Below are 13,614 nucleotides of genomic sequence, written 5' to 3'. Positions count from 1 at the left end.
GTCAGGTAGGCAGCAGTTCGTCGCTGAAGACCTGGCTACCGGCGCGCAAGCCGCTGGCCTGCTGAGGACGGTACTCGACCTGCACCTTGGCGAAGGCGAGGGTCACCGTCTCGAGCGTTTCTCCAGTGGCGTCACTTGAGTGCTGCAACGAGCTGATGCGGGCGTTCTTCAGCGTGATGATGAAGTAGTCCTGCTGGTCGCCGCCGGAGCGACGCATCGTCAGTACCGCCTCCTTGACCTCATCGTTGGTGGCCAGCGCCGACATCAGCGCGGTGGTGGCGCTGTCGATGCGCTTGTGCACCGTGAGTGCGCTGTAGCTGCGCCGGGCGCTGGCCTGGGCGCTGTCGATCGCCGTGCCAGCGGCCATGCCCCATTGCCAGGCGGTGACCTCGATCTCGCCTTCTCGGCTGCCTGAGGCCTCGCCCTTGACCTTGCCGGCGCGCTTGGTCTGCACGCTCAGGAAAACGTCGCCTCCGCCGCCGGCCGCGGCGGCGCCGATCTGCTGCAGGTTCAGCGGCATGGCATGACTCCCGTGCTGGCGCTCAGGTGATCTCGGTGGTCTTGACGTTCCATGCGAACTTCACCTCGCCGCCCAGGCCGCCCTTTTCGTCCTGAGGCTTGTAGGCGAAGTCGATGGAGCCGTAGCTCATCGTGATGGACTCGAGGATGTCGCCTCCGGCGGAGCCCGACGGTGAAGCCGCCGTGATGAAGACCTCCTTCATGGTGACCTTCAGGAAGTCCTTCTGGCCCTCGCCCGACTTGCGTGCAGTGATGACGGCTTCCTTGAAGTGCACGCCCTGAGCGCACTTCTTGGCAAGTACCGGCGAGGCCTTGTCGTAGAAGTGGGTGAACGCCAGGTCGCCCGGCGTTGCCTTGCCCTTGCCGCTGCCGCCGCCCGACGTGGCGGTGGTGGCATTGGAGACGCCCCAGCTCCAGGAGAGCAGTTCGATCTCGCCCTTGTGATCCTTGTGGGTCGATTCGCCGTCAACGCCGTCGAGCTTCAGATGTGTGTCGATAGTAGCCATGAGGGAATGCTCCTGAGAGGGTTATCGGTCGCCGTCCGGGACGACCACGGGGCCTACTGCTTCTGTGAAGGCAGCTTGGAGACGAGTCGCAGCGACACGGTCAGCCCTTCGAGCTGGTAGTGCGGCCGCAGGAAGAACTTGGAGGTGTAGTAGCCAGGATTGCCGGGCACATCCTCGACGTGGACCTCGGCTGCCGCGAGAGGCTTCTGCGCTTTCACGGCGTCCGAGGAGTTGGCGGGGTCGCCGTCCACGTAATTCATGATCCAGTTGTTCAGGTACTTCTCCATCGAGTCGCGTTCCTTGAACGATCCGATCTTGTCGCGCACGATGCACTTCAGATAGTGGGCGAATCGGCAGCATGCGAACAGGTACGGCAACCGCGCCGAGAGGTTGGCGTTGGCGGTCGCGTCGGCGTCGGTGTACTCGGCAGGCTTTTGCAGCGACTGCGCACCGATGAAGGCGGCGAAGTCGCTGTTCTTGCGGTGCAGCAAGGGCATGAAGCCGTTCTTGGCCAGTTCGGCCTCGCGCCGGTCGCTGATCGCGATCTCGGTGGGGCACTTCATGTCCACGCCGCCATCGTCGGTCGGGAAGGTGTGCGCTGGCAGCCCCTCGACCGCGCCCCCCGACTCGACGCCGCGGATGCTGGTGCCCCAGCCGTAGAGTTTGTAGGAGCGGTTGATGTTGACGGCCATGGTGTAGGCCGAGTTCGCCCAGGTGTACTTTTGGTGGTCGCCGCCAGCGGTGTCCTCCTCGAAGTTGAACTCCTCGACGGGGTTGGTCTTGGCGCCGTAGGGCAGGCGTGCAAGGAAGCGTGGCATCGCCAGGCCGATGTAGCGCGAGTCTTCGGCGTCGCGCAGCGAGCGCCAGGCGGCGTACTCGGGCGTCGAGAAGATCTTGGTCAGGTCGCGCGGGTTGGCAAGCTCCTGCCATGAGCCCATCTGCATGATGGTGGGCGACGCCGCGGAGATGAAGGGTGCGTGCGATGCGGCAGCGATCTTGGCCATCTCGCCCAGCAGCTCGGTGTCGGGTGCTGAATGGTCGAAGTAGTAGTCTCCGACCAGGCAGCCAAAGGGATGGCCGCCGAACTGGTCGTACTCTTCGGTGTAGACCTTCTTGAAGACGGGGCTCTGGTCCCAGGCAGTACCCTTGTAGCGCTTGAGCGTCTTGCCGAGTTCGCTTTTGGTGATATTGAAGACCTTGATCTTCAGGTTTTCATCGGTCTCGGTGTTGTTGACGAGGTGATGCAGACCGCGCCAGGCGCCTTCAAGCTGCTGGAAGTCGGCATGGTGCAGCACCCTGTTCGTCTGCTCGGAGAGCTTGCGGTCCAGTTCGGCGATCATGGCCTCGATGGAGACGATCACATCGCTGCCAATCAGCTTCGTGCCGGACAGCGCCTGCTGGGCCAGCGTGAGCACGGCCTGCTCGACGGCCGACTTGGCCTCGTCGCTCTTGGGCTTGAACTCCTTGTTGAGCAGCGACGCGAACTCGTTGCCCTCAAGGGTGAGACCTTGCAGGGCTTCGGTGGAGGTGGCGGTTTCAACCATATTGACCTCGGTGTGGGCGGTAGGTGCGGCGCGACTCAGCTCGCTTCGCCGGACTTGGCGGCGGCGAGCGACTTGAGCAGGGCTTCATCCTTGATGACCTTGGCGATCAGTTCCTCGGCACCCGTCTTGCCGTCCATGTAAGTGATGAGGTTGGCGAGCTGCTGGCGTGCTTCGAGCAGCTGTTTCAGGCCATCGACCTTGGCCGCGACGGCGGCGGGCGAGAAGTCGTCCATGCTCTCGAAAGTGATGTCCACCGCGAGGTTGCCTTCGCCCGTCAGCAGGTTGGGCACCTGGAAGGCCACGCGCGGCTTGGTCGCCTTCATCCGCGCATCAAAGTTGTCGACGTCGATCTCCATGAACTTGCGGTCGGCCACCGGTGGCAGTGGCTCGCTGGGCTTGCCTGAGAGGTCGGACATCACGCCCATCACGAAGGGCAGCTGCACCTTCTTTTCGGCGCCATAGAGCTCGACGTCGTACTCGATCTGCACTCGTGGTGCGCGGTTGCGGGCGATGAACTTCTGGCTGCTGGTGGCCATGGCGATCTCCGGTGAGGTCAGGCGGTGGTTTCGGGACCCGCGATGCGCTCGACCTGGCCTAGGCCGTCGGGCGCGAGGTCGCGGATGATCTCGATGAAGCTCTTGTCCATCAGCCGCTGCGCGCGGCGGATCAACAGCGGCGCGGGGTTGCTGGGCTCGTGGCTTTCTATCCACTGACAGATCTGCTCGAGCTGGCGGATGACGTCGGCGCGGCTGCGGGCCGGAGCACCTGCGACGCCGTCTGGCGCCGCGGCAGGTGCAACTGCTTCAGCCTCGGTGACGGCGCCTGTGGTCCTGCGCAGGGCCTGGCCGGCATGTTCCAGCAGGCGCGTGAGCGGTGCAAAGTCGAGGCCGTTGCCCGCGGCGATGCGCGACTCGAGCGTCGCTGCAATCTGGCTCACGGCGCGGGCCGCGTCGGTGATTGCGGCGCCGGCTTCGGGATGCTCGGACAGCAGGCCTGACAGGGCTTGCAGCGCACCGGTCTCGGTGGGCCGGGCTTCGCCGGGCCAGGGATCGTCCAAGCCCAGGCCGATTTCCAGCTCGCGCAGTGTCAGGCTGCCGCGCACGGGCGCGAGCGCGGCGGCGCGCAGGTCGGTCAGTACGGGACCGCCAGCGCCCAGGGGGGCCAGCGCGCTGACGCGCATGGTCGGATCGTTGCCGTCATGGGTATCCAGCTGCGGGTGAACGCCATCCCAGAGCCGCTCCAGCAGGCCAGCCGTCAGCAGCAGGGCCTGTGCGGCGCCCGGTAGACCGAACAGCCTGGCGCGGCTGCGTACCAGCCAGACGGCGACGCGCAGGTCGCGCGTGCGCGCGCTCAGTTGCTGCGCCAGCTCATGGACTTGCGGCCAGTCAGGTGGCTCGGCGGGGTAGACGGTTTCGCCGTACTGGCGCTCGGGCTTGCCCGCGCCCGCCAGCTCCAGGGCGACGAACTGGGGGTCGTACTCGAGATCGGCGCCGCCGGGGGCATCCGCACTGAGCGGGCTCCACAGCGTTTCCAGGTCCAGCGTTGCTTGGGAAGACATCGAGCGCGCGGCTTGTCGCCATGCTGATGGGATCGGCGCACTCTAGGGGCGAGGCTGCGCGCTTTACAGTGGTCGAAAGTCATCTCCGCGCCCGGCTGGGACGCTCAGGCGAGCGCAGCCTGCAGCGCATTGAAGAGCTGTCGCGGGGGCACGGGCTTGAACAGCAGCACGGCACCTGCCGACGCAATGCGTTGCAACTGCTCGTGGCCGGTATCCCCAGTAATGAGGATGGCAGGCAGCTCGGGGCCGCACAGCCTGCGCACCGCTGCGATGACGTCCACGCCATCGGCGCCGTCGCCGAGGTGCAGGTCCGACAGCACCAGGTCCACGTGGCCGTCCAGGGCCTGCACGGCGCGCTCGGCCTCGTCGGCGTCGGCCGCGGTCACGGGCTGGTAGCCCCACTCCAGCAGCAGCAGGCGCACGCCTTCTCGTATAGCCTCCTCGTCATCCACAACCAGCACCACTAGAGGCCGGTCGATGGCCATGGGCTGGGTGTCTGCCGGGGCCAGCTCGTCCTGGATGCCCGGCAGCCCGCCTATGGGCACGCCGACGCGGAACAGCGTGCCGCGCCCCGGTTGGGACACAACCTCCAACCGGTGCTGCAGCAGCGCCGCCAGCCGCTTGACGATGGCCAGGCCCATGCCCAGCCCGTGGGCCCGGTCGCGCTGTGCGCGGCCGACCTGATAGAACTCTTCAAAGATGCGCGGCAGGTCCGCGGGTGCGATGCCGCTGCCGGTGTCCCAGACCTCGATGTTGATACGCTCGGCCGTGCTGCGGGCGACCACGACGACGCCGCCCTGGGTGGTGTACTTGAGGGCGTTCTGCACCAGATTGCCGACGATCCGCTCCAGCAGTTGCGGGTCGCTGGTGACCGCCTTGCCGCCGGGCGAGAAACGCAACCCCAGCCCAGCCAGCTCGGCCTGGCCGGCGTACTGCATGTGCAGCCGGCGGAACAGGTCGCGTAGCGCAAACGTCTGCAGATGCGGCACCAGTGCGCCAGCGTCCAGCTTGGAGACGTCGAGCATGGCGTTGAAGGAGCGTTCCAGGGCGTCAACGGCACGCACCAGGTTGCGCGCCAGCGGCTCGTCCGCCGAGGTGGCCAGGCGCTTGTGCAACGAGGCCGCGAACAGGCCCAGTGCATGCACTGGCTGGCGCAGGTCGTGGCTGGCGATGGCGAGAAAGCGGCTCTTCTCCTGGTTATGCCGCCAGGCGCGGTCGCGTTCGCCTTCGAGCTGGCGCAGGCGGTCGACCTGCTCGACGATCGCGCGCGCCGTCGACAGCCAGGCACGGCGGCGCAACATGCAGGCGGCCAATGCCAGGGCGCTGGAGGTCGCCGCCGTCGCCACGGCAGAAGCCGTGCTGCCGCCAAGAGCCGGGCTGACGCAGGCCAGCCATGGGGCGACGCCGGCCGCCGCCCAGACGGTAGCGGGCCAGGTGGCCAGTAGCATGGCCGTACCGACGCTCGTGGCGACGGCCATGAGCGCCAACCCCGGGGTGGCAGGCGGGGCCAGCCAGCATGCGAGCGCTTGCAGCACGGCGCCCGCATTGACTGCGGCGACGAACAGACCGGGGTGCGTGGCCTTGTCTTTTGGGTGTCGCCACAAGAGCATGACTGTTGCGCACGCGGCTGCAGTCGCCAGCCAGAGAGCCTGTTGCGAGCCGCCTGCGCCGGCCATGGCCAGCATGAGGGCCGCGGCGAGCCCATGGCCACCCCACAGCAGCGCCATGCCACGCGCCTGGGCCAGAGCGCTGCGCCGCGCAGCGTCGCTCAAGCGGCGTGTGACGCTGCGACGTTCGCCGAGCTCGGCCGCTGCAGCCTCGCTGGCCGAGCCATCAACGGCGACATGACGGCCGCGCGGTGCGGCGCTGGCGCTCATCGGAACAGGCTGATCAGATGCGAGCGCGATCGCACGTCCAGCGCCAGTAGCAGCGAGGACACGTAGTTCTTCACCGTACCCAGGGACAGCTGGGTCGAGTTGCTGATCTCCTGGTTCGTGCACCCTGAGAGTACGAGTTCAAGGATCTCCAGATGACGCGGCCCGAGCTCGGACACGCGGTCGTACATGGCCGACGGGGGCATGCGCGGAAATGCCGTCGCCGTGCTGCCGATGGCATGCGAGCCCGGCAAGCCGTGCGGCCACAGCAGGGCGTTGAGCGTGTCGCGCATCTGGGCGGCAAGAGCGCCCTTGGCAACGTAGCCGACGGCACCCAGCGCGCGTGCCTGGCGAATTACGAACTCGTCCTGCGTGCCGCTGAAGACCGCGACGCGCGCCTTGGGATGGGCTTCGAGGAACATCCGCAGGCCTTGCAGGCCCTTGCAGTCGGCCAGGTTCAGGTCCAGCAGGACGGCTTCGATGTCGTTGCGCTCGCCATAGATGCGGATGGCATCCTCCAGTGCCGATGCCTCGATCCAGTCGATGGCCTCGCCGTTGAGGTCGGCATAGGTCGTCTTGACGCCGATGCGCACGAGTTCGTGATCGTCAACGAGCAGGACCAAGCGCGCCGTCATGCAGACCGTCCTCGTGGTGGATGGAAGGCGAGGATAGTGCCTCGGTGCCGATCAGTGCATCCCTGCGATGACTATTGCGAGTGATTCGACGGTTTGATATGCCGGCGTATCTTGCGCCGGCCACGGAGCGGCGGATTACCTAAGTCACGCCGCCGTCGAATCGGTGCTGCTTATCCTCGCTGCCTATCTTGGAGCCGCGAGTGAAAAGACATTTTTCAAGGCCGCGGCGCGCGGTCGTCGTGGCCGGCGCGCTGCTCATGCTGGCCGGCTGCGGCTCGCTGCTTCCCGCGTCGCCGACGCGCGTCAAGGGTGACATCCAGGCGGTCGACGCGCTCAATCCAAGCGTGTCCCAGCGGCCTTCGCCGCTGCGGCTGCGGATCTACGAACTGCGTGCCGACTCGGTGTTCACGAAGGCCGACTTCATGTCTCTCTACGAGGGCGACCGTGCGCTGCTGGCCACCGACCTGGTGGCGCGCGACGAGATCACCTTGCAGCCAGGTGAAAAGCGGCCGTACGAAAGGCAACTGAACCCCGAGACGCGCTTTCTAGGCGTAGTGGCGATCTACCGTGACCTCGATCGGGCCACCTGGCGCGCCGTCGTGCCGGTACGGCCCAACAAGACGCAGGCGTTGAGTATCCGCGCCGACTCGCTGGCGATCACGGCCGTCGTGCAATGACCGCGCGCCATCGGGTGATCTGGTCGCAGGGCATGTTCCTGCAGCCGCATCATTTCCAGCAGGAGAGCCGCTTCATCGAGCAGCTGCTGGATGCTCGCGTCCGCGCCGCCGGTGATTACGCCTGGGGCTTCGGCGTTCTGGTCATCGACGAATCCCAGCTCGCCCTGGGCCGGCTCGCGTTGCTGCGTGCCAGCGGCGTGCTGCCTGACGGTACTGCCTTCTCGATGCCGGACGCCGACGCGCTTGCGCCGCCGCTGGACGTGCCGCCGGACTTGAACGGCGAGCTGGTCTGCCTGGTTGCGCCGCTGGCCCGTACGGGAGCGACCGAGGTGGACTTCGGCACCACACCCAGCGGCGGATCGCCGCTGCGCTACAGCGTCGTCGATGCCGAGCTGCGCGACGCCGCCAACGCCGCCGACGACCCCGAGCCCGTGCAGCTCGGCGCGGTCAACTTCCGGCTGGTGCGTCAGCGCGACGCCAGCGATGCCTATGCAGTGCTCGGCGTCGCGCGCGTGCTGGAGCGGCGTGGTGACGGTACGGTGGTGCTAGATCGTGGCTACATCGCGCCTCAGACGCGCATCGATGCCAGTGCCCAGCTGTCGGCCACCGCGGCCCTGCTGCACGGCCTGGTGCAGCAGCGCGCGCGCGAACTTGCCGCGGGCATGGGGCAACTGGGCCACGGTGTGTCTGAGGTGGCGGATTTCCTGACGCTGCAGATCCTGAACCGTGCCGAGCCGCTGCTGCGCCAGTACGCTGGCGCGCCCAGTGTCCATCCCTGGTCTGTGTTTACTGCGCTGCTGCAGTTGGCTGGCGAACTGGCCACGTTGTCGAGCCCGGAGCGCCACCCACCCGAGTACCCCATTTACCGTCACGACGACCTGCAGAACGTCTTCTTGCCCGTGGTGCGCGATCTGCGGGACTACCTGTCCGCCGTTATCGAACGCCATGCGGTCCAGATCGAGTTGAAGGACCGCAACCGCGGCGTGCACACGGCAGTCGTCCAGGATGGCGAGTTGCTACGCAGCGCCGGCTTCGTGCTGGCGGTGCGCTCGCAACTGCCCGCCGAGCAGTTGCGCCAGCGTTTCCCGGCGCAGGCCAAGCTGGGGCCGGCAGACCGCATCAAGGACATCGTGAACCTGCAGCTGCCGGGTATTGCGATGCACGCGTTGCCGGTGGCGCCGCGTCAGTTGCCCTATCACGCAGGTAGCAGCTACTTCGAGGTTGAACGTCAGGGCGAGCTCTGGAAACAGTTCGAGCGAAGCGGCAGCATCGTGCTGCATGTCGCGGGTGACTTCCCCGGCCTGGAGCTGGAGCTCTGGGCGCTGCGCCAGGGTGCATGAACGGTGGCATCAATGGCGACCGATCCGTCCTCCTTCACTGACCCCTTCGCCTCGCTGGAGCCGACTACGTTCGTGCGCCCGCGGCCCGGTGGTTGGGCCGCCGGGCCAGGCACCGAGGCCGCGCCGCCCCAGGCACCCGAAGAAGATGCGCCACCTGATCATGGCCTGAACCCGCTGCTGGCGCTGGCCAACCGCCTGCTGCTGCTGGTGCCGCCGCTGCGCGCCAGCCAACGAATGTCTGACCCGGCGGCGCTGCGCGCCAGCCTGGCGCAGGGCATCCGCGACTTCGTCACAGCAGCCCAGCGGCAGGGCATCGCGCCTGAGCGCGTGATGGCGGCGCGCTATGTGCTGTGCACCTTGCTCGACGAGGCCGCTGCTGACACGCCCTGGGGCAGCGCAGGCGTCTGGGCCCGCCACAGCCTGCTGGCAGAGTTCCACAACGAGGCCTTTGGCGGTGAGAAGCTGTTCCAGCTGATGGCCTGGCTGGCTACCAACCCGGCCGCCAACCTGGACTTGCTTGAGCTGATCTATGCCGCGCTGGCGCTGGGATTCGAAGGGCGCTACCGCGTCATCGACAACGGCGCCGTGCAGCTCGAGGCGGTGCGCGCCAAGCTGGCGCAGATCATCCGTCAGCAGCGCGGTGCCTACCCGGCGGCGTTGGCCCAGCACTGGCAAGGCCAGCCGGCGTTGCAGCGTCGGGCGCTGTCCTGGCTGCCGTTGTTGCTGAGTGCCACGCTGGCGGTATTGCTGCTTGGAGCGGCTTATGCATTCTTCGTGAAGTCGCTCGCCGAGCGTGCCGATCCGGTGTACGCGCGCATCCAGTCGCTGCGCCTGCCGCCGCCCGTTGCCACCGTCAGCCAACCGGCACCGCAACCGCGGCTGGCGGTGTTCCTCCAGCCCGACATCAAGGCTCAGCTGGTGGCGGTGCGCGACGAGGTGGACCGCAGCATCATCACGATCCGAGGCGACGGCCTGTTCGCGCCAGCCAGCGCCAGTCTGCAGCCCGACCGTGAGGCGCTGATGCAACGCATCGCCGCGGCCCTGGTGCGCGTGGGCGGTAGCGTGCTGGTAACCGGGCATACCGACAACACGCCCATCCGCACTGCGCGCTTCCCGTCCAACTGGCACCTGTCGGAGGAGCGCGCGCGCGCGGTGCGCAGCCTGTTCATCGACGCCGGCCTGCCGGCCGAACGCGTGCGTGCCGAGGGGCGTGCCGACGGCGAGCCGGTGGCCGCCAACGACGGCGAGGCGCACCGGGCATTGAACCGACGCGTCGAGGTCACGCTGTTCGCTCCGCCGTCGGGCGCTGCGGCATCCCGTTGACGCGGTTGCACGAGACGCGACGAGAGGCGCCATGATCCGCAAGCTGCTGGCCTGGATCTTCAACCGCTGGACCCTGCTGTTGCTGCTGGTGCTGGCGCTGCTCGCCGGGGTCTGGCTGGTCGGGCCGCAGGTGGCCGTGGGGGAATGGCATCCGCTGGACACGGCACGGGCTTGCTGGATCGTGACCGGCATCATCTTGCTGGTTGTCGTGGCGCTGCTGGGCTGGCGCTGGTGGCAGGCACGGCGTGGCAATGCCAGGGTGATCGAGCAGCTCGCTGCTGCACCTCCCGGCGGGGAGGCCGTCGAGAGCCCCGACATGCTGGCGGTGCGCCAGCGCTTCGAGGGCGCGCTGGGCAGCTTGCGTCAGCAGCGCTTCGGCGCGGCCGCGGGTGGTGGCTGGTGGCGGCGCCTGACGGCCCGGCTGGACGGGCAGTACTTGTATGAGCTGCCGTGGTACCTCATCATCGGCGCGCCCGGTGCTGGCAAGACGACCGCGCTGCGCAATGCGGGGCTGCGCTTCCCGCTCGCAGAGGACCTGGGTGACCAGGCGGTGCGCGGCGTTGGGGGCACCCGTCAGTGCGATTGGTGGTTTGCGGACCAGGCCGTGCTGATCGACACCGCCGGCCGCTTCACCACCCAGGACAGCGACCAGGCCAATGACCGCGCCACCTGGGCCGGCTTCATGGCGCTGTTGAAGCGCTCGCGCCCGCGGCAGCCGCTCAACGGCGTGCTGGTGGTCGTGTCGGCCACCGATCTGCTGGCTCGCGGCGAGGCGGAGCGTCAGCGGCACGCCCAGCTCGTGCGGGCGCGCGTGCAGGAGCTGCACGAGCAGCTCGGCATCCGGCTGCCCCTCTACGTGCTGGTTACCAAGTGCGACTTGCTGGCTGGCTTCGGTGACTACTTTGCCGGCATCGACAAGGAGTTGCGTGCCGCGCCCTGGGGCTTCACCTTCAACATGCAGCCGCAGGCGTTCGCGCAGGCGCTTGGGCCGGAGTTCGATGCGCTGCTGGCGCGTCTTGACGAGGGCCTGATCGACCGTCTGCAGGCAGAACCCGACCCGCAGCGCCGGGCCCGTATTTACGGCTTCCCGGCACAGTTCGCCAGCCTGAAGGCACCGGTGGCAGACTGGGTGCAACGTGTCTTCGCCCCCTCGGCCTTCGAGGCGGACCCGATGCTTCGCGGCGTCTATTTCGTCAGTGGTACCCAGGAGGGCACACCTATCGACCGCGTGCTGGGCGCCGTCGCGCGGCGCTACCGCATGGAGCAGGCCGTGCTGCCGCCCCAGCGCGCCAGCGGGCGCAGCTACTTCCTGGAGCGGCTGCTTGGCGAGGTGGTGTTCGCCGAGCAGGGGCTGGCCGGCACGCGCAGGGCCTGGGAGCGCCGGCGCGGCCTGCTGGCCGGCGCCGGGTATGCGGCCATCGGGGCGCTCTCGGTGCTGGCGCTGGGCGCCTGGTTCGTCAGCTGGCGCAGCAACGGGGCCTACATCGAAGCCGTGGCGTCGCGCGTCGAGGAGGTGCGCCGCCTCGTGCAGCAGACCCCCAATCGTGCCGACCCTGACCTCAACCCGCTGCTGCAGGCGCTGGACGCGACGCGCAGCCTTGCCGAGGCTGGGGGGGATCCGCAGTCGCCGCCGCTGTCGCAGGGCTTCGGCCTGTACCAGGGGCGCAAGCTGGACGGCGCGGCCCGCACAGCCTACGAACGCATGCTGCGCGACGCCGTGCTGCCGCGGCTGGCCTTGGGCTTCGAGCGTCAGCTCAAGACCGGCGAACATCCGGAATCGCAGTACGAGGCGCTGAAGTCCTATCTGATGACCTACGACCTGCAGCACTTCGACGCGGAGGCGCTGCGCCAGCAGGTCGAAGCCGACTGGGACGCCGGCCCGGGCCGTGATCAGGCCCCCGCGGAGCGCGCCGCACTGAGCCGCCATCTCGCGGCCTTGCTGGCCCAGGGGCCAGCGGTGTCGCCGCTGGAGCAAGACAAGGCGCTCGTTGAACTGGTGCGCAGGCAGCTCGCCGCCGTGCCGTTGCCGGAGCGCGTCTACAACCGCATTCGCCAGCGCGGCCTGGGTGAGGAGTTCCCTGAGTTCACCGTCGCCAAGGCGGCCGGGCCCAATGCAGAACTGGTGTTCGAGCGCGTGAATGGCCAGCCGCTGACGCGGGGCGTCTCCGGCCTCTACACCTATCGGGGTTACTACGATGGCTTCCAGAAAGTCGTGGGCGACGCGACCGCACAACTGGCTGGCGAGAAGACCTGGGTGCTGGGCCTGCCGTCTGGCGCACCGGGGCTGCCGGGAGAGGACCGCCTCGTCAATGACGTGCGGCGCCTGTACCTGCTGGACTACCGCGACCGCTGGAAAGACCTGATCGCCAGCGTCCGGCTGCGCCCCATCACCTCGACCGATGCCGCCATCGAGCGTGTGCGTTTCCTGTCCGCAGCGGACAACCCGCTGGTGCCGCTGATGAAAGCCATCTCTCGCGAGACCACCTTGCTGGCCGGCCAGGACGCGCTTGGCACCGCCCGCCTCGCCGCCGAGAACCAGGCCCGGGCGTTGCGGGACCGGGTGCTGGGCAAGTTCGGCACCAAGCCCGCGACACTGGGGGCGCCCGGAGAGCGCATGGAGAGCATCGTTGACGACGAGTTCGCCTCGCTGCGCCGCGTCGTCACGGCGCCCGAGGGTGGCAAGCCACCCATCCAGGCCACGGTGGAGCAGCTAGGACAACTGCAGGTCGTGTTGATCACAGCCAAGCAGGCCGCCGCCGGCGGCGCCGCACCACCGCCCAGCCCCTTGCCCACGCAGATGAAGGCGGATGCCGCCGGCATGCCTGAGCCGGTGCGCTCGCTGCTCAACACGCTGGGTGACGCCAGCGCACACGCCACCTCGGCGCAACTGCGCGAGACGCTGGCGCGGGAGGTGCGCTCGCAGGTCGGCGAGTTCTGCATGCAGGCCGCACGCGGGCGCTATCCGCTCGATCCCTCGTCCACGCGCGACGTGACGCCTACCGACTTCGCACAGTTGTTCGGCCCCGGCGGGCGTTTCGACGCGATGCAGCAGAAGCTCGCCGCCTACATCGACACCAGTACCCGGCCATGGAGCTTCCGTCCTGTGGACGGTACGCCACTGGGCCGCGATGTGGGCAGCCTGCCGCAGTTCCAGAACGCGCAGGCCATCCGCGAGGCGTTCTTTGCTGGCGGCAACGTGCCGGGCATGCAGCTCACGTTCAAGCCTGTGGAGATGGATCCGCAGATCCGCCAGTTCCAGCTCGACGTTGACGGCATGATCGTCAAGTACGAACACGGCCCTCAACTGCTGCAGACTGTGCGCTGGCCGGGGCCGCGCGGCAGCAACCTGGTGCGCGCCAGCGTCGAACCCATGAGCGGCAGCGCGCTCGCCGCCGAGGGGCCTTGGGCACTGTTGCGGCTGTTCGACCGCGTCGACCGTGTCAGCATCCAGTCCGGCAGCGCGCCGGAGAAATTCCGAGCAATCTTCGACTTCGATGGCCGCAAGGTCAGCTTTGACGTGACGGCCGCCAGCGTGCGTCACCCTTTCCGCATGAAGGAGCTACACGGCTTCTCATGCCCGAACGGGCTTTGACATGAGGCTGTGCCGCAGATCTTGCCGTCGCGTCGAATGCACCGGG

The 13,614-nt window shown here is 68.0% G+C and carries 11 protein-coding genes; 4 read left to right on the top strand and 7 right to left on the bottom strand.

The window, feature by feature from the left end; all coding sequences use genetic code 11:
* Window position 1 precedes the first annotated feature (1 nt).
* The 7 genes from QM732_RS13375 to QM732_RS13345 all read right to left on the bottom strand — a co-directional run bounded on the left by QM732_RS13375 (window position 2) and on the right by QM732_RS13345 (window position 6,636).
* Window positions 2-520: an Hcp family type VI secretion system effector gene (locus tag QM732_RS13375; RefSeq protein WP_415656624.1), complete on the bottom strand. Its 519-nt coding sequence runs from the start codon at window positions 518-520 to the stop codon at window positions 2-4.
* A 22-nt stretch (window positions 521-542) separates the two neighbouring features.
* Window positions 543-1,025, bottom strand: a complete 483-nt coding sequence (locus QM732_RS13370) for an Hcp family type VI secretion system effector (RefSeq protein WP_415656623.1) — start codon at window positions 1,023-1,025, stop codon at window positions 543-545.
* Window positions 1,026-1,078: 53 nt separating this feature from the next.
* Window positions 1,079-2,569: a type VI secretion system contractile sheath large subunit gene (tssC, locus tag QM732_RS13365; protein ID WP_415656622.1), complete on the bottom strand. Its 1,491-nt coding sequence runs from the start codon at window positions 2,567-2,569 to the stop codon at window positions 1,079-1,081.
* 35 nt (window positions 2,570-2,604) lie between these two features.
* A complete protein-coding gene (gene tssB / locus QM732_RS13360) occupies window positions 2,605-3,105 on the bottom strand; it encodes a type VI secretion system contractile sheath small subunit (RefSeq protein ID WP_415656621.1) in 501 nt (166 codons plus the stop codon).
* A 17-nt stretch (window positions 3,106-3,122) separates the two neighbouring features.
* Window positions 3,123-4,127, bottom strand: a complete 1,005-nt coding sequence (gene tssA, locus QM732_RS13355; protein WP_415656620.1) for a type VI secretion system protein TssA — start codon at window positions 4,125-4,127, stop codon at window positions 3,123-3,125.
* A 104-nt stretch (window positions 4,128-4,231) separates the two neighbouring features.
* Window positions 4,232-6,004 carry an ATP-binding protein gene (locus tag QM732_RS13350; protein ID WP_415656619.1) on the bottom strand — a complete coding sequence of 591 codons (1,773 nt, stop codon included), beginning with the start codon at window positions 6,002-6,004 and terminating at the stop codon, window positions 4,232-4,234.
* Window positions 6,001-6,636: a response regulator gene (locus tag QM732_RS13345; protein WP_415656618.1), complete on the bottom strand. Its 636-nt coding sequence runs from the start codon at window positions 6,634-6,636 to the stop codon at window positions 6,001-6,003. The genes QM732_RS13350 and QM732_RS13345 overlap by 4 nt, the downstream gene beginning before the upstream one ends.
* Window positions 6,637-6,836: 200 nt before the next feature.
* On the opposite strand from QM732_RS13345, the gene tssJ reads away from it, so the two are divergent.
* Genes tssJ through tssM form a run of 4 tightly spaced genes read left to right on the top strand, consistent with a single transcriptional unit; the run spans window position 6,837 to window position 13,568 of the window.
* Window positions 6,837-7,313: a type VI secretion system lipoprotein TssJ gene (gene tssJ, locus QM732_RS13340; RefSeq protein WP_415656617.1), complete on the top strand. Its 477-nt coding sequence runs from the start codon at window positions 6,837-6,839 to the stop codon at window positions 7,311-7,313.
* Window positions 7,310-8,653 (top strand): type VI secretion system baseplate subunit TssK, encoded by a 1,344-nt coding sequence (gene tssK, locus QM732_RS13335; protein ID WP_415656616.1) that lies wholly within the window; start codon window positions 7,310-7,312, stop codon window positions 8,651-8,653. Before tssJ ends, tssK begins: the two co-directional genes overlap by 4 nt.
* A 12-nt stretch (window positions 8,654-8,665) precedes the next feature.
* Window positions 8,666-9,976 carry a DotU family type VI secretion system protein gene (locus QM732_RS13330; protein WP_415656615.1) on the top strand — a complete coding sequence of 437 codons (1,311 nt, stop codon included), beginning with the start codon at window positions 8,666-8,668 and terminating at the stop codon, window positions 9,974-9,976.
* Window positions 9,977-10,007: 31 nt separating this feature from the next.
* Window positions 10,008-13,568, top strand: a complete 3,561-nt coding sequence (tssM, locus tag QM732_RS13325; RefSeq protein ID WP_415656614.1) for a type VI secretion system membrane subunit TssM — start codon at window positions 10,008-10,010, stop codon at window positions 13,566-13,568.
* Window positions 13,569-13,614 lie beyond the last annotated feature (46 nt).

It is taken from the genome of Roseateles sp., assembly GCF_047654805.1.
Lineage (GTDB): Bacteria > Pseudomonadota > Gammaproteobacteria > Burkholderiales > Burkholderiaceae_C > Pelomonas.
The sequence above is the reverse complement of the archived record's forward strand: the minus strand, read 5'-3'. Positions and strand labels throughout refer to the sequence as shown.